At 55.8% G+C, this 19,524-nt stretch carries 13 protein-coding genes and 1 tRNA gene; 9 read left to right on the top strand and 5 right to left on the bottom strand.

Features of this window, described 5'->3' with window-relative positions:
* Positions 1-3: 3 nt before the first annotated feature.
* The 3 genes from SH573x_RS23785 to SH573x_RS23775 are packed head-to-tail and all read left to right on the top strand — an operon-like array spanning position 4 to position 2,454.
* A complete protein-coding gene (locus tag SH573x_RS23785; RefSeq protein WP_479350403.1) occupies positions 4-345 on the top strand; it encodes a YbaB/EbfC family nucleoid-associated protein in 342 nt (113 codons plus the stop codon).
* 9 nt (positions 346-354) lie between these two features.
* The gene (gene recR / locus SH573x_RS23780; protein ID WP_479350402.1) at positions 355-951 is read left to right on the top strand and encodes a recombination mediator RecR; all 597 of its coding nucleotides are present in this window, start codon (positions 355-357) and stop codon (positions 949-951) included.
* Positions 952-1,008: 57 nt separating this feature from the next.
* The gene (locus tag SH573x_RS23775) at positions 1,009-2,454 is read left to right on the top strand and encodes a neutral/alkaline non-lysosomal ceramidase N-terminal domain-containing protein (protein WP_479350401.1); all 1,446 of its coding nucleotides are present in this window, start codon (positions 1,009-1,011) and stop codon (positions 2,452-2,454) included.
* Positions 2,455-2,575: 121 nt separating this feature from the next.
* Here the strand turns inward: SH573x_RS23775 and SH573x_RS23770 are convergent, their stop codons facing one another.
* The 3 genes from SH573x_RS23770 to SH573x_RS23760 form a co-directional block, all read right to left on the bottom strand.
* Complete coding sequence (locus SH573x_RS23770; RefSeq protein WP_479350399.1) at positions 2,576-4,159, bottom strand: NAD(P)/FAD-dependent oxidoreductase; 1,584 nt, start codon at positions 4,157-4,159, stop codon at positions 2,576-2,578.
* A complete protein-coding gene (locus tag SH573x_RS23765; RefSeq protein ID WP_479350398.1) occupies positions 4,137-5,120 on the bottom strand; it encodes a radical SAM protein in 984 nt (327 codons plus the stop codon). Before SH573x_RS23765 ends, SH573x_RS23770 begins: the two co-directional genes overlap by 23 nt.
* A 126-nt stretch (positions 5,121-5,246) precedes the next feature.
* Positions 5,247-5,328 (bottom strand) — tRNA-Ser (locus SH573x_RS23760).
* Between the two features lie 243 nt (positions 5,329-5,571).
* Here SH573x_RS23760 and SH573x_RS23755 point away from each other — a divergent pair.
* From SH573x_RS23755 to rsfS, 3 genes are all read left to right on the top strand, one after another.
* Positions 5,572-8,004 carry a hypothetical protein gene (locus SH573x_RS23755; protein WP_479350397.1) on the top strand — a complete coding sequence of 811 codons (2,433 nt, stop codon included), beginning with the start codon at positions 5,572-5,574 and terminating at the stop codon, positions 8,002-8,004.
* Between the two features lie 228 nt (positions 8,005-8,232).
* Positions 8,233-10,221, top strand: coding sequence for a hypothetical protein (locus tag SH573x_RS23750; RefSeq protein ID WP_479350396.1), 1,989 nt, complete (start codon positions 8,233-8,235; stop codon positions 10,219-10,221).
* A gap of 201 nt (positions 10,222-10,422) precedes the next feature.
* On the top strand, positions 10,423-10,950 hold the full coding sequence (gene rsfS / locus SH573x_RS23745) for a ribosome silencing factor (RefSeq protein WP_479350394.1): 528 nt from the start codon (positions 10,423-10,425) through the stop codon (positions 10,948-10,950).
* A 363-nt stretch (positions 10,951-11,313) separates the two neighbouring features.
* Here rsfS and SH573x_RS23740 read toward each other — a convergent pair whose 3' ends face one another.
* A complete protein-coding gene (locus SH573x_RS23740) occupies positions 11,314-12,897 on the bottom strand; it encodes a diguanylate cyclase (protein ID WP_479350393.1) in 1,584 nt (527 codons plus the stop codon).
* Positions 12,898-13,189: 292 nt separating this feature from the next.
* On the opposite strand from SH573x_RS23740, the gene SH573x_RS23735 reads away from it, so the two are divergent.
* Positions 13,190-13,408, top strand: a complete 219-nt coding sequence (locus SH573x_RS23735) for a BON domain-containing protein (protein ID WP_479350392.1) — start codon at positions 13,190-13,192, stop codon at positions 13,406-13,408.
* 8 nt (positions 13,409-13,416) lie between these two features.
* On the opposite strand, the gene SH573x_RS23730 is transcribed toward SH573x_RS23735, so the two are convergent.
* Entirely contained in the window at positions 13,417-17,097 is a 3,681-nt protein-coding gene (locus SH573x_RS23730) for an alpha/beta hydrolase (protein ID WP_479350390.1), read from the bottom strand.
* A gap of 175 nt (positions 17,098-17,272) precedes the next feature.
* Here SH573x_RS23730 and SH573x_RS23725 point away from each other — a divergent pair, with 175 nt between their 5' ends.
* Together SH573x_RS23725 and ribD are read left to right on the top strand one after the other, a co-directional pair.
* Positions 17,273-18,400: a hypothetical protein gene (locus tag SH573x_RS23725; RefSeq protein ID WP_479350388.1), complete on the top strand. Its 1,128-nt coding sequence runs from the start codon at positions 17,273-17,275 to the stop codon at positions 18,398-18,400.
* Complete coding sequence (ribD, locus tag SH573x_RS23720) at positions 18,397-19,512, top strand: bifunctional diaminohydroxyphosphoribosylaminopyrimidine deaminase/5-amino-6-(5-phosphoribosylamino)uracil reductase RibD (RefSeq protein ID WP_479350386.1); 1,116 nt, start codon at positions 18,397-18,399, stop codon at positions 19,510-19,512. The genes SH573x_RS23725 and ribD overlap by 4 nt, the downstream gene beginning before the upstream one ends.
* Positions 19,513-19,524 lie beyond the last annotated feature (12 nt).

Genomic DNA, 19,524 nt, shown 5'->3' with positions numbered 1-19,524 from the left:
ACCATGTTCAAGAATCTCACCGGCTTTGCTCAGATGTTGCGGACAGCCAGCACCCTGGGACCGCGCATTAAAGAACTGCGTGATCAGATGGGTCGCGAGATCGTGACCGGTTCCGCTGGTGGACATGCCGTAACGGTAGAGCTGACCGGACTGGGTGAAGTCTTGAAGGTGACGATTGCTCCCGACCTGGTTGCTCAGAACAACGCACAGCTGCTCGAAGAACTTATTCCCGTGGCCATGAACGAAGCTTTAGCCAAGGTTCGAAAAATGCACGTCGATATGGCTCGTGAAGTTACTGGCGGTATCGACCTGCCAGGACTGGATGAAGCGTTGGCGGCGCTATAAGCCAAGATTATGGAGTTCTCCCAATCGGTTGCGGATCTGATCGAACACTTGGGTCGCTTGCCCGGCGTCGGCCGCAAGTCGGCGGAACGACTTGCCTATCATCTGCTGCGGACCAACAAAGCCGAAGCGCTAGCGCTGGCCGACGCGATTCGGGCGGTGCGCGAGAATGTGCACTACTGCGCTGTTTGCTTTAACCTGGCGGAAGGTGATTTGTGTAACATCTGCAGCGATCCGCGGCGCGATCAAACGCTGATATGCGTCGTCGAGCAACCACGCGACTTGATTGCCCTGGAGCAGGCCAGTGCCTTTCGCGGACTGTATCACGTCCTGCTGGGACGGATCTCGCCATTGGAAGGTGTCGGCCCAGACCAGATCACCATCACCCAACTGGTCGAACGCGTGCGTCGCGGCAACTTCGTCGAAGTCATCATGGGCACCAACCCAACGGTCGAAGGCGATGGGACGGCGCTGTATATTTCCAATCAGCTATCCGAATTTCCAGTTCAGATTACGCGCCTGGCGCGTGGCGTGACCAGTGGTAGTATGCTGGAACATGTTAATAAAGATATCCTGGCCGATGCCCTGGTCGGCAGACAAAAACTTTAGTCCGCTTTCTGCCTAGACTTCCCCAGTCGACTCTCCCATTTCGAAACGCGAGTTCGCATGCGCACACTACTACTGTTTTGTTTGCTGGTTAATTGCTCAGTTGCCAGCGATCCGCTGCTGGTGGGTGTGGCGGAAACCGACATCACACCTCCGCTGGGCTTTCCGATCGCTGGCTATTATCACGAGCGACTAGCCGAAGGCACGATCGATCCGCTGAAAGCCAAAGCGCTAGTCTTCAAACAAGGTGATGTTCAAGCGGCCATGGTCGTGTGCGATCTGACCGCGATCTCGCGCGACCTGTGTCTGGCCGTTCGCGACCAGGTCAGTGCAAGCACAGGCATCGCGCCTGCGAATATTGCCGTAGCTGGAACGCACTCGCACACCGCGCCTGACTATGGCAAAAGTCTGCATGAGTATTTGAAGACTAAGAAGGCTGATCCGGACAATCCCAAGCTTCAATATGCGGAACAGTTGGTCTCTCGCATCGCTCAATCAATTATTGATGCTCATCAGCACTTGCAACCAGCAGTCCTGTCAGTGGGAACTGCTCAGCAGAGTGTGCCCATCGCTTTCAATCGCCGCTTTGTGATGAAAGATGGCAGTGTGCAAACCTGGCGCAGCCTCAGTGATCCGCAAGTGGTCCGCGCCGCTGGACCGATCGATCCCGAAGTCAGCGTGGTCTCGCTAGCCACGCGCAGCGCGCAGGGGCAAGCTGAACTGAAAGGGGTGTTCACGAACTTCGCGTTGCATTTGGACACCGTCGGTGGCATGCGCTGGAGTGCAGATTATCCCTACTTCGTAGAACAATCGCTGCGCAAATCGACTGGCAATGATCGCTTGGTATCCATCTTTGGTAATGGTTGCTGCGGCGACATCAATCACTCCGACCCGACCAAGACCGAACGCAACAAGACGGACTTTATTGGCAATGCATTGGCCGAGACCGTCCAGCAGGCGATTCAGCAACAAAGACCTCTTAACAGTGATCAGTTGGTTGTGCGCTCGGCAACGGTGAACGTGCCGCTGCAAGAAGTGACAGCTCAACAGCTGGATCGCTCAATTCAGTTGCTCACCTCGATACAGCAAGGCAGCAAAGTAGAATTTCTCGACCATGTCACGGCCTACAAGACGCTGATGTTGGCTCACTATCGCGGGATGGACTCGCAAACGCAGTCGACCAAACATCTTAGTTGGGGACTATCGCACGCTTGGAAAGGCGTCGGAGCCGCGTTGCCGGTGGATGTGCAAACCATCACAGTCGGTGATGACTTGGCTATTGTTTTCTTGCCCGGCGAAGTCTTTGTCGATCTGGGCTTGGCCATCAAACGTGGCTCGCGTTTTCCTACCACCCTAATTGTGGAATTGAGCAACGCGGTTGAGACTGCCTACATTCCGACACACGCGGCCACAGCCGTCGGCAGTTACGAAGTCACCAACTCCACCGTGCAACCAGGCGCCGGCGAAATGCTAGTCAGCGCTGCGTTGCAACTCTTGAAGAAGTGATCGTCACCTCTCCAAGACTTTGCCTTGGGGAGGTCGAATCGAGCCGTAGCGAGATTCGGGAGGGGCGAGTCCGTGAGGCGTGAGTCCAACGTAGCGCTGAGCCCCCTCCCGCAGACCTCGGCTAAACGCCTCGTCTGCGACCTCCCCCAGCGAAGCTGGGAGAGGTGGCCTGCTTGGTGGCCGAGCGACTCAAGCGATTGCGTAGCTCGGGATCGAGCAAGCCGATCTTGTTCCAAGGTTCGATGCGCTGGCGAAGTCGATCGATAAACTGCTGCCGAGCGATGATGGATTCATGAGCGGTTCCGCTGCGCAGTTCCGTAGCGGTGGCGAGGACCATTTCTTGCCACTGCGTGCGTTTGAATCCTAGAAATCCGTGACGCAATTGACCGGTGTCGCGCAGTTCTTCTTCGCAAGTATGCGCGGCGATAAAGTAAAACACGCAAGCAGCCGCAAACAGCTCGAACTCGGGCAAGCCAGCGTAGCAGGTCGATACCAGGCGATCGATCCACAGGACTTCGCTGACTACATCCTCGCGATAAGCTGCCAGTAACGATCGGGCATCCGCATCATTTTTGTGTAACAAGATATGTGCCGCTCTTAGCACGCCGCTGAGCGCATGCGCGATCCCAGTACTATGCAGCGGGTCGATGACCCCGACGGTGCTGGGCAAAGCGAGCCAGCGATCCCCGGCTGCTGCGGACCACAAGCGACTGATGCGCGGCATCCATCCCAAGCGTGCCGCACTGGTCCCAGGCTCACTTGGTCCAACCAGCTTGGCCTCACTCATTAAATCGACGAGCGTCGGATAGCGTGACAACTGCTGGCTCCACGCGGCGTCCAGGTCGCCTTCAATGGCGCTGGGCAGCGACCAGGCACTGGTGGGACGAGTAATACCTACTGAAGTAATGCCGCAATCGAATCGCAGCATCCACATCCAACCGTCGTGGAGAACTTGATGCTGGGCGGCGTCATCGCTGTCGAAAGGATCATCACTACATGGCACGTTATGTTGCCGTAACCAGGCGGGCATCGCGCCTACGCCAGTGAAATGGCCAAACAGCGATCCAGTTTGAGTCAGCAGTTGATCATCCAAACGTCGCACGCCGTTGGCCTGAGGCACCAACCCGCCGCCGCCAGTGGCATCGACCAACCAGTTTGCGCGCATGCTCAACCATTCATCGTGCTGCTTGACCTTCACCTGCCACTGGTCACCATCGTGAGTTATCGAATCGATCGAAGCCGATTCGAAGAGAGCTGCACCGTTGGCGACAGCGCGTTGGCACAGCCACTGATCCACATCGGCCCGCATCCAGTGTGTATCGCTAACCTCGTCATCGGAACTGGCGGCCACCAGGAGCGATTGGGCATGCTGGTGGTCATCGCAGTGTTCTTGACCTGGTCGATGTCCGTAATAACTGAAGCCACGTTTCTTTCCGGCTCGCAATTCAGGATAAGTTCGAGTCCAAGAACCCCAGCGCGACAGCGGCCGCAACTCGGGCAACTGAAACTCGTCCGCCATTTTCTCGAGTAGAAAATCGGCCAACGGTGTGGATGACTCGCCGATCGCAAAACGCGGATGTTGACCGCGATCGACCAGCGCGACTCGCTGGCCGTGCCGAGCCAAAATCCAAGCCAGCAAGCTTCCCGCGCACCCCGAACCACAAATTAAGATATCGATCGCTTCAAGGTCCTTCGTCGTCGGCATCGCATACTTCGCAAGAGATTGGAGGAAGGAGAGCGCGGTGCAAATTCATGGCTTCCAACCGTTGGCGTCGCGCGGCTGAGCATCGTAAGCAGATGCCGCTCAGATGCTGCCAGTCCCAAAGGTCCACACTGACCACACATTGCTCGCGCACCAGATTATCCATTAACAAGCGTTCCAGCGAGTGGGCAGTTGGCGAGACCAATCGTCCAACGGCCCGAAGTTGTTGCATCGCGCCGAGCCCGTCGCGCATAGCGATGACGCTCACGTGCCTCACGCCACGCTGTATTGCCCAATCGATCGAACGCTGGCACCACCTGATAGCCTCCCTTGGGTGCATGTCAGGCAATCCCAAGATCACAAAGGCTCGCACATCGATATCTCGGGCTCTTAGCCCGCTGGTTGCTTCTGCGAATTGCTCGAGGGTAACTTGTTTATTCAGCCCAGCCAATGATTCTGGATGAACGGTTTCCAGTCCCATCGCCACTTCCAATCGGGCTGGCAACAGTTGTTCTCGAAAGCGTTCGATCGTTTCCCAAGGCAAGATCCGCGGATGGTTCTCGACGATAACTCGCTGAAATTGGCGAGCCGCTTGGGCAATGTCGCTTAGGTCTGCCTGCGGTACGTTGCGAGTATCGAAAAAGTTGCTGGCGTTGTAGAGTTTAAGCCAGCGGTCGCCAGCAAACGTTGCAGGCGCAACTTCACTTGGTAGTTCGAGACCATGTTGAACTTGTTTGGCGATACTGCCGGCTCGTGTGGCCTCGGTGTGTGTGTATTGCCAAAGGTCGCACATCGTGCAGTGGAAACGGCACTCGCTGCCACGCAGGAACAGCGTACGCACCGCGACTGGTTGGCCAGTGGGTTGACTGGCTTCCCATTCGTCTTGCCAACCTAGCAATTCGTCACTGGGCTCAGGCCGAGCCAAGAGGGGACGTTGCGACACCACCCAATCACTGTGCGTCATTTCGAGATCGGCTTGACCTTAGAGATGCCAGGCTGACGATACACCATGAACAAAAAAAGACGCCGCAAGTCGACCAGGAATCAGACTTCGGCGTCTTTCAGTTTCGGGTGGCATCAGCCACTACAGCGGAGGGCACGGGACTCGAACCCGCAACTGGCAAGCCAGCGCCTGATTTCGAATCAGGTTCCTAACCATTCGGATACCCTCCGGACCTTTGGTTTGCCGGGGGCTATTTTTCCGCATTCGCGGCTTTTCCACAAGTCCTCTATGGTTGTCCCCCTATTTATATTGATCCTCGGCGCGAGCGGAAGGTTCATAAAATCGCTCGCTGGCGTGCGAAATTGGGCGACTTCTGACATAATAGTTGTGGAGGAGTCCCGCCGACGCGGCGCGTCGACTAACCAGTTTGCGGCTCTGACGAGTCTCGGTTCCACGATTAGGTAAGTCCAGCATGGCAGCAGATAAGCCGCTCGAAATCCCCGCCAGCATTCGGCAAGTGCTGGCCCAAGTGCGGCAGAAGATTCGCTTTCGAGTGCTCGTCGATGGATTGCTAGTAGCCGCGATCTGCATCCTGGCCATCTTCTGGGTTGGCGGTCTGCTGGATTATTTGCCCGTAAAACTCGGCTCCAACGAGACGCCTTATGCCCTGAGAGCCGCCTTGCTAATCGCCATGGGCGGGCTAGTGATCTGGGCACTGGTGTGGCGACTAGCCCGGCGCTACTTTGCCCGGCTCAGCGATCGCAATCTTGCAGTGCTGCTGGAGAGGCACTTTCCGCAGCTGAACAACGAACTAGTTACCGTAGTCGATTTATCGCAACGTCAAACCGAAGAAGTCTCCAACCCAGTTGCCTATCGCGCTATGCTCCAGCGCGTCCATCAGTCGGCCGCCTCGCATGCTAGCCAACTCGATACCGGCACTCTCTTGAATTGGCGACCGGTTTGGTGGCAAGGCTGGGCAACTGCTGCCCTTGGCCTACTGACACTAGTCATGCTGGTGGCCCAACCGGCTTGGATGAACTTGTGGTTTCAGCGATTGTTTATGTTGTCCGATGAACGCTGGCCGCGGATGGCGCGTTTAGAGATTGATGGAGTGCAGGTCCAGCTACCCGCCTTTACCGGGCAATTGGCTGCCGATCGAGCGGTATTACCATTTATCGACCACCAAGTGCGTGTGCCGCGGGGTGGCGCCGTCACCTTGAATGCAAAAGCCGATAATGGCGCTCAACTGGTGCCCGAACTGTGTACTGTGTTCTATCAACAGGCCGATGGCGCGCGAGGTCGAGCCAACATGCGGCGCATGGGTGCAGCCAGTGACGGCTGGCAAACCTTCATGCTCGATGGTCCTCCGCTAGTCGATCTGGCTAGCGATTTGACATTCGACATTGTGGGCGGTGACGCTCGCTTGGATGATTATGTATTGAATGTGGTGGATCCGGCTGTGATCACATCTATCAGGTTAGATGTTACGTATCCCAGTTACTTGCTGGCCAGCAAACCCAACTTGCCGCCGCGCGAATCACTGGAGTATCGATCGGGTCTGCGCATTCCGGAAGGGACTGCGCTGGTGCTGAAGGGTGTGGCCAGCGGCGAACTGAAGGCAGTGCAATACGTCGTGCGATCATCCTCGAGTGCTTCGACGGATGCGAAATCGGATGGCGCGAACACGACCGGCGAAATCTTGGTCCAAGCGGTCGAGCCCCAAGGCAACCAGTTTGAAATAACGCTGGGCTTACTGCAGAGTACGCAAGTGCTCGAGATCCGTTTGCTCGATCAATTTGGATTGGCCAGCGATCAAATTCCTCGATATACCATTGCCATGTTGGAAGACGAAGTTCCCGAAGTGGAAGCCCGGCTGGTCGGTATCGGAACGGCAGTCACGCCCAAAGCCGTCTTGCCGATGTCGGGCAAAGCGACCGATGACAATGGGTTGGAACGCATTTGGGCGACGGTGGTCGTCAATGAGCAACCGCCGGTGGAACTGGATGTAACGGTCGATAGCGAAGGCAAACTCGAGCCGCGCATCGATTTGCAGCAACTGCGTGAACAAGGCAAACTGCGAGCCGCACCGAATTCGACGTTAGGCCTGGCGATATCGGCCACCGATCGCTTTGATCTAAATGGCATCAAGCATATGGGCAACGGCCAGCCCTTGCAGTTGGCTGTGGTCGATGAACAAAAACTGCTTGTCATGATCGATCGGCAGGAATTGGAATTGCGGCAGCGACTCGAACTGATCATCAACGAATTGACTCAACTGAAAGACGTGTTGCAAGAACAAGCGGCGATTGCCATGCCTGGAGCTGCGATGAGTAAGTTGCCCAGTCAGTCACTGGTGTCGCTACGCCAACCGCCCGGGAGTAGCTCGGCCCAAGATGACAACCCTGATCAAGACGATGATGCCCCGGCAACCAATCGCGATCCTGAACAGATGCGACGATTGATGCTGTTGCGCGCCCAGCAGAGCGTTGTTCAAGGCGACAAGTCACAACAAGAGCTCATTGGTTTGGCTGGTCTAGTTGACGACATTCGTCTGCAATTGATCAACAATCGCATCGACAGTCGCGATCGCCAGGTGCGTTTGCAAGAGAAAGTCCATGCACCGCTCAAAGCCATGTTGGCCAATGAAATGGAAGCGTTGCGAAGTCGCTTGAGCCAATTTACTTCGGCGGCCATGTCCAACGGCGGACCCGCGCAGGCGGCTTTGGCAGTCGAAGAGAACCAGCGCGTGCTAACGGCACTCAATGGCATCGTGGCGAACATGCTCGACCTGGAATCCTTCAACGAACTAGTCGATGAATTTCGCAAGTTGGTCGACGACCAAGAGGAATTGCTCAAGGCCACCGAGACCAAACGCAAAGAAGACATCCTGAAATCGTTGCAATGATAACCCGTAGCGGAATGCGTCAAGCATTTCGGGCAGCACGCTTGGTAGCGGAATGCGTCAAGCATTTCGACTTGCCCGGTGAACCGCCGAAAGCCTTGACGGCTTCCGCTAAAAAACTTGGTAGCGGAATGCGTCAAGCATTTCGGGCAGAGCCGGGTGAACCGCCGAAAGCCTTGACGGCTTCCGCTACGATGGAATTCGATACAACACACTCAACGGGAAACCGTCATGATTCTAAAAATGCAGTTGACGTTCAGCGCGCTGCTGTTGGCCTTGGCCAACGCGGGTCTGACCAGCGTTAGCCATGCTCAGCTCGACGGGCTGGCAGGCGGCGATCAACCACCGACCGATCAGCCCGGGGCCAATCCGCTGGCTGAAAATCAATCGCAAGTTGCGCAGCGTTTCAAACGGCTTGAATCGGTTCTGCTACGGAGTGCAGAGATCGAGGCAGCTACCAATCCAACTCGGGCAGAATTGCTTACCCAGGCGGCCAAGCTGGCGCAAGAGCTGCAACTGGCCAATTCGCTTTCGCAAGCAGCTAAGAGTTTGGAGCAAAAACAATATCGACAAGCCGTTGATGATCAAAAAGCCAGCCGCGATAGCTTGAAGAAGATATTGGAACTACTGCAATACGAGAATCGACCGGAGCGCGATCGTCAGCAGCGCGATCAAGTCAAACGTTGGATCGAAGAAGCAGATCGTTTGCTGCGCCTGCAGAGCTCGTTGCGCGGGCGTACTGAAGGCGGCACACAAACCGAGAAAGCAGCTGGCGATCAATCGAAGCTGGCAGATAAAGCTGGCGAAATTGCCAAGGAGTTGCAGCCGGAGGACGCGACTAAAGAAGGTCAGCAGCCGGGCGATGCCAAAGAAGGCCAGCCAGCAGATTCGTCTCCAGAAGGCGACAAAGCCAAAGAATCGCCCGATTCCAAGGGTGAATCTGGTAAGCAGCCCAACGACAAGAACAAAGAAGGCTCCGACAAAGAAGGTTCCGATAAAGAAGGCTCCGATAAAGAAGGCTCCGATAAAGAAGGCTCCGATAAAGAAGGCTCCGACAAAGAAGGTTCCGACAAAGAAGGTTCCGACAAAGAAGGTTCCGACAAAGAAGGTTCCGACAAAGAAGGTTCCGACAAAGAAGGTTCAGACCAGAACGATTCGAAAAAGGATGACGCCAACAAGGATGGCAAGGGCGATCAACCTGGGAAAGATGGTCAAAAGTCTGACGAGAAAGGGCAACCTGGCTCGGATAAACAATCTCAACCCAACCAATCATCGCCTTCTCAGTCCCAAGACTCACCACAATCCGAAGGGCAAGAGGGACAGCAAGGACAGCCAAGTCAACAGGGACAGCCTCAGCAACCTCAACCCAAGAATGCAACCGAGCGAGCCGCTCAGAAGATCAAGCAAGCGCAAAAACGCATGCAGGAAGCCCAAGAGAAGTTAGAAGACGCAGAACGCGACGGAGCGGTCGAGAAGCAGCGTCAAGCTGAACAAGAGTTGCAGCAAGCGATCGAGCAGCTCGAAGAAATTTTGCGTCAGCTGCGCGAAGAAGAAATCGAACGTTCATTGGCCGCTTTGGAGGAACGCTTGCGACTAATGTTGCGGCTGGAGAACAAGGTGCTCGATGATACGCGGCGCCTGCAAGAAATTGGCGGTAGCGGTACAGATCGGCAAGTGGAAATCCGCGCGGGCAGCCTGGCGGGCGAGCAACGCAAGATTCTCAACGAGGGGCAGCGTGCGCTGTTGCTGCTGCGCGAGGAAGGCACCAGCGCCGCGTTTCCGGAGAACCTGGAGCAAATCATTGGTGATATGCAATCGGTAGCCGATCGACTGGCCAAAGCCGATATTAGCAAACAAACTGTCGATATCGAACAGGAAATCGTGAGTGCCTTGGAGGACCTGGTCAATGCCCTGGCCGAGGTTCAGAAGGACAAAAAGGATCGTAAGCAGCAGCGTCAAGCACCAGGGCAGGGACAGCAGGGCCAACCGGGTGAACAACCTTTGGTCGACCAATTGGCCGAAATGCGGCTAATCAAGACCATGCAGTTGCGGATCAATCGCCGCACGCAATCGCTGTCGGAAGCACTCAAAGACCCCAACGATGTTATCGGTCAGGCACAAGCCGAAGACATGCTAGGCCAGCTGCGTGATTTGGCCGACCGGCAGTCCAAGATCAAACAAGTTACCCGTGATATCGTGACCGGGAAGAACAAACAGTAAATTCTGGACTGGGCAAGTTGGCCCCCCATGCGGGTCGACGCCTTGTAGCGGAACGGGTTCACTATTTCTGGGTTGAGGCTATAATCAGAAGTTGGCGGGTAGAACCTAACCGGACTTTCCCATGTCTAAGGTCTGGTAACCCAAGCAATTGACTTGTAACCCCCGATCAATCGAAGAATCGCGAGGCTCCACCTCCAGCACATGCAGAACGACGTAAATCCAAGCGTAGAGAAGCCCAGCTCGGCCAAACCTGGCTCGTCCAAGTCCGGCAAACGCAAATCGGCCGATGAGACGATTGCAGAATTGGTCTCGAGCACGATTACCCCTGTTTGTGAAGAACAGCGGGCCTATTCTCTGCGCATGGCGTTGGCTGCAGTAAAAGCGGCGGCCGAGAATCGTGGCCAGGACATCATGGTTATTGACTTGACCGAGCAGACGTCGATGTTCGACTTCTTCGTAATCGTCACTGGTTCGAGCCGTCGACAATTGCACGCTGTCGCCGCTGAAATCGATCGCATCTTGCGTAAAGAAATGGGCGAAAATCGACTGAGTGAATCCGGCTACGACGAGAGTCGCTGGATCGTGCAGGATTTCGGTTCGGTCGTCGTGCATCTGTTCGATGATGAAACACGGACTTTCTACGACCTCGAATCGCTCTGGGCCGACGGCAAGCAGATCGATGTCAGCGAAATCGTCAATGCCGCTTCAGCTCAAATGACCCGTCTATAGACGCCTTGGAGTGCTGCGGCGTTAGCCGTAGCTTTGATGTCCTAACCCAACGTTACCGCAGCCTGCTCGAACTAACTGACTCCAGGCGTTCAGAGTAACTCAGGCTGCGGCATGAGACTTTACTTACATCAAGGCGGTGCCAGCGGCACCGCACTCCAAAGGGGACGCCTTGGAGTGCTGCGGCGCAGCCGTAGCTTTGATGTGATAACCCAACTGTACCGAAGCCTGAAGTAACCGGGTGATGCAAGCGTCAAGAGCGACTCAGGCTGCGGCATGAGACTTCGCTTACATCAAAGCGGTGCCAGATGGCACCGCACTCCAAAGAACCGAGGCTAACGCCTACGGCTTAGTTGACCACTAGCCCTATGCGTCGACGACTGTGCCTTCGATTTGAGTGCCGTGGCCGTCGTGGATGACAAGCTCAAAGCGGCTGCCTTCGAGTGCTTCGCTTAGGGCGTCGTCGAGGCGTTCGAGGAAATCGATAGGTGTCTCTTCAGTGAGCCCTTGAGCGATGGAGATCGCCAAACGATCAGGACAGTGTTCGGTCGGTACCCACTCATCGCGGCAGCTTTCCAGGGCAGCTTGCATGCGTGAAGCTCGCTCGACGGCAGCTTCTTGCGAGCAACCTGGCAAGAATACGCAAGCCGTGTTAGCGCGGTATACGCACACCACATCGATGCCACGCAAGTGCGATTGAATCAGCCCAAGGGCGGTGTTCCAGCTGGCCTTGGTTTGCGCAGAATCCATTTCGGTCGACCATGTCGGCGCGATCAGCATGCCCGTTGCGGGCAGTTCTGCGCGGCGGAGTTGATCGAAGTAGACAGTGGTCCGCGTCATAAAGGTTGGCAAGTCCAGGACATCGCCCAGGGCCTTGCGGTACAGAGTACCGCCTTCCAATTCACTCAAGTCCTCGGCGCCTGACTTGCCTTTACTGCCGCGGTCTGAGTTGCCTTTGTGCTGAGCTTCTTTGGCTTGACGATCTTGGGCAGCTTGACGAATCAGCGACTGTGCATCGGCTGGTTTGTCTTGTATGTCCTCGGCAATCTCTTGCTGCGGGAATGGATGCCAGTGCGTGATATTCAGCCAAAAACCTTGATTTCGTCCAGCCTTCTTCGCGCGATACAGACCTTCGTCAGCCCGATCGTAGGCCGATTGCAACGTATCACCCTTGGCCAAAATGCAAAGACCTGCACTAGCTGTGATCTTCAGTTGCAGATCTTCCCAGGCGATAGTTTGTCCGCTGACAAACTTGCGCAGTTCCGAAGCCCGTTCGGCCAGGGCACTGCCATCGCGACCGGTGAGGATCACGGCGAACTCTTCGCCACCATAACGGGCGGGATAACACTCTTGGTTGCAGAATTTCTTGATGTTGCGGGCAAAAGCCGCAAGTACCGCATCGCCGGTCGTGTGGCCATACGTGTCGTTGAAGCTCTTGAAGTGATCGATATCCAACAGCAACAGTCCGGCGCACTCTTCTGGCTGGATCGCATCCAGGCAGCTCTGCAGAAACTCGTTCAAAGCCCGGCGGTTAGCCAAACCGGTCAAGGCGTCTGTGCGGGCTTGTTGCGAAGCCTCTTCAATCATATCGGATTGATGAGCGATGCGTTTGCGCGCGTCGGCCAATTGACTTTGCATTTGTTGATTGGCGGCAACCAGTTCATTGATAGCCGAAAGAATATGTGCTGGCTGCGACGCCTCGGGCTCGTTCAACCGGTCATTGATCGCTTCGACTTTCTCGCTGTGGGCTGACACATCGGCCGCCACGCGATAGGTCAGGATGCGCAGTTGGTCTGCGATCCCTTGAATCTGAACAGGCTGTTCCAGGTCGCTGGGCTTTTCAGACTCCGGCGCCTGCCAACGCGTGCGATCCCCTCTGGCCTGGATAATCGCGGCCACAATCGCCACGCCAGCCAGAATGCCTGTGATGGTACAGAGTAGCTCAACCATGAAACTCGTTCCGTTTGAAAAACTATATCTTCGGCCTAACGGACGTTAGGTCGTGAAATGCTAGCAGTCAAACGATTTTGCGTGTCTCGGAAACTTGTTGCCGCACGAGAGGGATACAGAACCCAGAGCATGTTAAAATGGGCGGTTGTTCCTGCGCAATTATCCGCCAATTTATGGGAAGATTCTTGACATCGCGGATCTGCAAGCCATATTTCAGGTTGGCGCTCGGACCACCTAAATGAGTTCGTTTTCTGTCGTCTGTAACCAGACGCGTACATGGAGGTTCCGGACCATGATTGACGCCGGAATGCGTGATGTAACTGCCCGAGTTCGGCAAATCCTTGCCGACAGCCCGCTGACTGAACTACGTACCATTCAAGTCGAGCAACGAGGGAATCGTTGCTTCTTGCGTGGTAAGGTGCGGTCGTTCTATGCCAAGCAAATGGCTCAGGAGAGCGTGCGCTGTGCGGTGCGAGGTTTGCGACTGGTCAATAATTTGCTCGTCGATTGACGGCGGGCTCAGCGCGTGATCGTGGTGCCCGCTTGCGATATCTTGGCCACATCGAATGTCCAGTAGGACAGCGGATCACTTTGAACCGCCTGCAAGTAGGCCCGGCTGCTCGCAGGCTGGTTACTAAGCACACTGCCCAGATCGGTCAGAACTGTCACATTGCTGCCGTAATACGAATGGCCGATCAAACTGCTATCGATTGAGGTGGCATCAATCGTTTCGATACCCGGCAGCAGCAGAATTCCGCCGGCTGAATCACCTACGCGCTGGCCATGATTGAAATAGCGTGAAGCAATCAACGCCAGATCCGTTTGCGACGTATACAGCGTGATATGTTTGGCTTTGGTCAGAATGGCAGGCGCGATGCGCTGCTTGAAGATATCAGCATCGATGTCCGGTGCAGCCAGCACTACTTGATTGAACATCGGTTCATCGGTGGTTTGTTCGATCTCTTTTAAAGCCTGTGTCAATCCGACATTGCCCATGCTGTGTGCAACCAGGTTGATAGTCTCTGCGCCTGAGCGCTGGGCCAGGTCGACCAAGAACTCTTTGATCTGCGTCACGCTCAGTTCAATATTCTCTTTATCCGTAGGATAGCCGTACCAATTGGCTTGCGATGGCCAACTGTAAAACACTGGTGCGCCGGGGAACTTCAGATCGAAGGCCATCTGCCCGGTGCGCCTGGCAGCATCTTCAAACGACACGTTGTAACCATGGACAAAGACCAGCAGATGTTTGCCCTTGCTCTGAAGTGAACCGTGTAGAGCATCAAAGAACCGATCCTTCTCGAGCGGTTGCACATTGGTCAGCACGACATGTTTGTCGAGTTCTTGTTTGAATTCGAGCTTGAACATGTTGGGAGCTTCCAGTTCGCCAGGTTTGTGGCCTGGAGGAATCGAAACCTGGCAGACCCCTAGTTCAACCTGGTCGCGATAAGAACCGTCATAGTTGACGGCAATCTGGATCGATTCCTTCGCATAACGTGCGGCCGCTTGATAACCAAACGGCGCAGCCACTGCGATCGCGACGACGGCCACCAGAGCGAACATGCGATTGCCGCTGCGCACAAATCCGATCAGGCACAGCAGCATGGCCAGCATGCCACCGCCGGCTGTGGCCAACACGTTGATTGCCAGTTTCTTATTGGAATTGTCTTCGGCCACGCGTCCACGATTGGTGCCGTAGAAAACATCCACGACTTGAGGTTTGTCCAGCGAAGCCACCGGAGCGACCGGGACGTTATGGATAGGCATCGGAGGTTGTGGGGCAGTTGGCTGGACGACGGCTTCTGCCGGTGGGCTCGCCTCAGCGGCCGATTCAGCCACCGTGTCCGCCGCACGCGCCAAACTCTTCATTGCGCTGGGTTGTTGCAGAGTCAATCCTTGCCAATCTTGAGCGTCTTCGCCGGCACCTAAACCTTCTGGTGACAGCAAGCCAGCGGCACGTGCTTGAGCGGCCGGGCGCAAGCGTTGGCTTTCAATCAGCTCCAGTATGCTCTCCATGCCTTCCGAAGTTTGCACGGGCCCTTCGGCACAGATCGCAAATTCATTACCCAATTCAGCATCATCCAATAGCGGCAATAGCTTGTCCCATGACGGTATTTCAACTTCGCACGCCAGGCGATACGCAGTCAAGCGCGCTGCATGATCGGCTTGCGTGTCAGCGGCAACTTCAATAAGCCACGGATGGGCCACATCGCGCATGTCTTTAATGGTACTGGCGATCACCTCGTCGCTTTCCGAACCGTTCAGTAAGCCCACGAGTGCAGCAAAACCACTGCGCGAGTCACCCGTCAGATGTCGAGCGAAGGCAGCTGAGGCTTGCAGTAACACCGAATCACTGTCTTCGAACGCTGGCAACTGCGTCATGGCAGCCGCAGCATCGATCTGCGCCAGGGCGATCAAGCAAGCTGATCGCAACTGTTCCTGAGCGGTCTCACGGCATAGTTCGATAAGTTTCAGCGATGCCGTATGAGCGTTGCGTCCAAGCGAGCCCAGCGCAGTGGCCGCAGCGGCACGGGTGCTGAAGCTGTTGCGCTCTTCGCTTAGCGCGGTCAGGCAGTCACCCACCAAGCGATCGATCATCTTGGCAATGGCTGGCTGGCGATTGGGTGCCCGCTGGTCCATGTTCATCGCGGCCAGCGCATGAAACAGATCGTGCATCACCGTTTGATCGGCAGCGACCACGGCGGCGTTAATGCGTGACGACAGTGCTTCCAGGCCGACGGGGTCCATGCTATTCAAGGCGGCCGCGATGGCGTTCTTGACCGGCATCTCTTCGTCCACGCTGGCGATGTGGTCGACCAGTACCCTGGCGACTTCGCGTGAACTGGAGCCAGTGCGAGCTAACGCGTTTACGCACTTCAGCCGCGTGAAGGAGTCTTGATGACGCAGGCCGCGCAGAAGATGATCTTGGCACAAAATCGCGGCTGGACCAAACTGACTGACCGCATCTACTAAATCGATAAATAGGGGACTGTCTTCGCCAGTGACGCTTATCTCGGCATGGATCGCCTGGACGGCCCGGTGGGAAGTGGGAGCGATGGCGGCGAGTGAGCGCGCGATGATTCCACGCATGGCTTCGTCGCGGTTGCGGGCCAATAATCCAATCAAGCGTTCTTCACCAGCGGCCGCTTGAGTTCCTAAAACTGCCACCGCTTCCAGCAAGGCACCGCGCAGGGCCACATCTTGCGAATCATCATCGATGAAGACCAAACATCGGTCGAGAACATCACGATCCACTCGCGGACATTTGCCGAGCGCCCCGGCCGCGGCCCAGCGTACCTCACTGGCCTGGGACGCATCGACCACCAGGCTCAGCAACGACCTTTGAGTTTCAATGTCCCATGGAGTCAGGTCGACGAACAAAATCTCGTCTTCCGGTGGCAGAGGTCCCACGGCCATGCGAGCCGCAATTAACTTGGCCAACATCTCCTGACCATGACGACCCCAACGCTCGATCGCATAATAGAATACGCTTGGATCGGATTGTTGACTTTCCTTTTCTATCAACATCTCGCGCAACTGATTGGGATAAGCGTCCCAATTGGCTAGTCGCCGCACGAGTTGATAACGTCCGACCACATCGGTTGCCCGGACCATGCTCTCGATCATCTCTTGGGCTTGCAGTTGTTCAGGAGTGGGCCCGGTGGGTTTCGGAGCTTGGACAGTCACCACTTTAGGTGGCAGCAATTGTTCGATGCGTCCATGTGTTAATTCGACGGCGATCAAATGTCGGGATTGATGTTCGCGCGAGCGCATCTCTTTCATGGCTTTGGACAAGATCGCCATCAGTTCAGCCGCTTGGGTGCCATCGATGTCTGATGGAATGGTCACGGCGATTCGGGCTACGGACCATTGGGCAGAGTAGCGCACATGTTCGTCTTTATCGGCGAGCACCGGCACCAAGGCAGTTAATACTCGGATCGGATCGTTCTGCACGCAGCCAAGTGCATATGCCGAGACCAAGCGCATATCGGCTTGCGTATCACCTAAGGCTGTGATGAGCGTGTCAGTAGCTGCGCTGGCCGCCTGGCCGCGACTGGCCAATTGCCGCGCCGCATCGATGCGCCCGCCGGGAATCGATTGATTCAGCTGCGCGATCAGCCGGTCGATCGGTTCCTCAGCCAGCGCCGGCAGGCATACCAGCCAGGTCAAAGCGAGAATCCAATAACGTGCTCCGGTCAACATACTCAGGCCTCCGTGCCTGCGGAAAAATCTTTTTGCCTATTCCAGCAACTGTGACATAGCAAGTTCAGCTGGTGGCAGCAATTGCAGCTTGCAAATTTCCGTCCGCAAATTTCAGAAATCGAAAATGAAATTTGCTAAACTCTCCACTTACCCTCGCAGAGACTCTGGAGTCACCATGTTTTTTCGTCTGCTTGTTTTGTTTGCCCTTCTGCTCGCCCTTTTATTTTTGCCCGTGACCTTACCCGCGCAGGATACGGCTTGGCGACGTATTGCGCCACACTTTCAAGTTCCGCCAACCTATGCTGGCGACTTTGGAGCGTATCGCGAGTTGCTAAAGATGGACGATGGCTCGCCGGTGACGACGGCCCAGCAATGGCCGCAGCGGCGGCAGGAGATTTCGAAGTTCTGGAATCAAACCATGGGGCCTTGGCCGGCGGTGATCGAGTCGCCCAGACTTGAGGTGCTTGAACAGTCGATACGCGAAGGTGTTACTCAAAAGCGAGTTCGGCTCGAGATTGCTCCTAACCAGACAGGTGAAGGTTGGTTGCTGGTGCCCAAGTCCGAGCAACCGCTGCCGGCTGTGTTGGTCGTGTTCTACGAACCCGAGACCAGCATCGGCTTAAAAGATGACAGACCGGATAGAGATTTTGGGTGGCAACTGGCCAAACGCGGGTTTGTCACTCTCAACATTGGTACGCCTGGCGGTGATGCTTATCGCCCAGAGATTGGTCAAGCTGAATGCCAGCCTCTGTCCTTTCATGCTTATGTGGCGGCCAATTGTTGGCAAGCCTTGTCGCATCTGCCCGAAGTCGATGCACGCCGCATCGGTATCGTGGGCCACAGTTATGGTGGCAAGTGGTCGATGTTCGCCGGTGCGTTGTGGGACAAGTTTGCGGCAGTGGCCACGAGCGATCCGGGAATCATGTTTGACGACTCGCGACCAAGTATCAACTACTTTGAACCATGGTATCTCGGTCGCGATAGGCAGGTTACGCGCCAGAGTGGTTTGCCGACTGACGACAATCCTACCACGGGTGCCTATAAAACTTTGCGCGATTCGCATCACGACTTGCACGAGATCCACGCCTTAATCAGTCCACGTCCATTTTTAGTCAGTGGTGGCAGCGAAGATCCACCCGCGCGCTGGTCAGCCCTCAATCATTCGATTGCAGTAAATAATCTATTGGGAGTCGAACATCGGATCGGTATGACCAATCGTCCTGATCATGGTCCCACTGCTCAGTCCAACGCGGTCATAGTGGACTTCTTTGCTCACTTCTTGATCGATCAAGAGGTTCCATGATCAGTCTCGAAGACATGCAATTCATGCAACTGGCTTGCCAGCTGGCCGTGCAAGGCGAAGGGCACGTCGAGCCCAACCCGATGGTCGGCTGCGTGCTGGTGCGCGATGGCAAAATCATTGGTCAAGGTTATCACGGTCGTTTTGGTGGTCCTCATGCCGAACGCGTTGCGCTGAACTCCGTGTTGCCCGAAGCGAGTGGTGGTGGAGCTCGAGGTGCCACGGCTTATGTAAACTTGGAACCGTGTTGCCATCATGGCAAGACGCCACCTTGCACCGATGCGCTGATCGCAGCTGGCATCGCCCGCGTGTGCTGCGCGACCCTGGATCCATTTGCGCAGGTCAGTGGACAAGGGATTGCGCAACTGCGCGCCGCTGGCATTATGGTCGATGTTTTCAGTGCGGATCAATCCACCGCAACTGAGTTGCTCGCCCCTTATCTCAAACGAGTCATTACGCAGTTGCCGTTTGTCATTGCCAAGTGGGCCATGTCGCTCGATGGCAAGATGGCCACACGCACCGGTGACAGTCGCTGGATCTCCGGCCCAGAGAGTCGGGCGCATGCCCATCAGATACGAGGCCGGATGGACGCCATTATCGTCGGTTCACGCACTGCCCAAATCGACGATCCACTATTAACAGTCCGGCCCCCCGGTCCACGCACACCGCTGCGCGTGGTGATCGATTCTCAAGCGACCCTAGCCCTTGAGAGCCAGCTGGTGCGTACGGCCAACGATGTACCTGTATTGATTTGGACTTCTGCCGATGCATTGCCTGAGAAAGTGGTGGCGCTGCGGGAGGCTGGTTGTCGAGTAGAAAGTTCTTCCAGCACAGCTGAACGCTTGACTGAGTTGTTGAAGTTTCTGGTCGCGGAGTATCAAGCCACCAATGTCTTAGTCGAAGGTGGTGGACAGTTGTTGGGACACTTGTTCGACCTGGACTTGATCGACCAGTATCACATCTACATCGCTCCCAAGATTATTGGTGGCAGCCAAGCCACCGCGCCCTGCAGCGGCTTGGGACTGCAGACCGTGGCCGCCGGACCCAGCTTAACCGTTATGGAACGACAGACCTTGGGCGAGGATTCGTTTCTACGCGTTCGACGCACTCGCTAACGCCATGTGCAT

Source organism: Rania fehmarnensis, assembly GCF_056494185.1.
This window is presented reverse-complemented; position numbering and strand designations above follow the sequence as displayed.

What these genes read in the sequence shown, in the direction of transcription:
- SH573x_RS23785 (WP_479350403.1), top strand. Translation starts at nt 4, where the DNA reads ATGTTCAAGAATCTCACCGGCTTTGCTCAGATGTTGCGGACAGCCAGC.
- recR (WP_479350402.1), top strand. Translation starts at nt 355, where the DNA reads ATGGAGTTCTCCCAATCGGTTGCGGATCTGATCGAACACTTGGGTCGC.
- SH573x_RS23775 (WP_479350401.1), top strand. Translation starts at nt 1,009, where the DNA reads ATGCGCACACTACTACTGTTTTGTTTGCTGGTTAATTGCTCAGTTGCC.
- SH573x_RS23770 (WP_479350399.1), bottom strand. Translation starts at nt 4,159, where the DNA reads ATGCCGACGACGAAGGACCTTGAAGCGATCGATATCTTAATTTGTGGT.
- SH573x_RS23765 (WP_479350398.1), bottom strand. Translation starts at nt 5,120, where the DNA reads ATGACGCACAGTGATTGGGTGGTGTCGCAACGTCCCCTCTTGGCTCGG.
- SH573x_RS23755 (WP_479350397.1), top strand. Translation starts at nt 5,572, where the DNA reads ATGGCAGCAGATAAGCCGCTCGAAATCCCCGCCAGCATTCGGCAAGTG.
- SH573x_RS23750 (WP_479350396.1), top strand. Translation starts at nt 8,233, where the DNA reads ATGATTCTAAAAATGCAGTTGACGTTCAGCGCGCTGCTGTTGGCCTTG.
- rsfS (WP_479350394.1), top strand. Translation starts at nt 10,423, where the DNA reads ATGCAGAACGACGTAAATCCAAGCGTAGAGAAGCCCAGCTCGGCCAAA.
- SH573x_RS23740 (WP_479350393.1), bottom strand. Translation starts at nt 12,897, where the DNA reads ATGGTTGAGCTACTCTGTACCATCACAGGCATTCTGGCTGGCGTGGCG.
- SH573x_RS23735 (WP_479350392.1), top strand. Translation starts at nt 13,190, where the DNA reads ATGATTGACGCCGGAATGCGTGATGTAACTGCCCGAGTTCGGCAAATC.
- SH573x_RS23730 (WP_479350390.1), bottom strand. Translation starts at nt 17,097, where the DNA reads ATGTTGACCGGAGCACGTTATTGGATTCTCGCTTTGACCTGGCTGGTA.
- SH573x_RS23725 (WP_479350388.1), top strand. Translation starts at nt 17,273, where the DNA reads ATGTTTTTTCGTCTGCTTGTTTTGTTTGCCCTTCTGCTCGCCCTTTTA.
- ribD (WP_479350386.1), top strand. Translation starts at nt 18,397, where the DNA reads ATGATCAGTCTCGAAGACATGCAATTCATGCAACTGGCTTGCCAGCTG.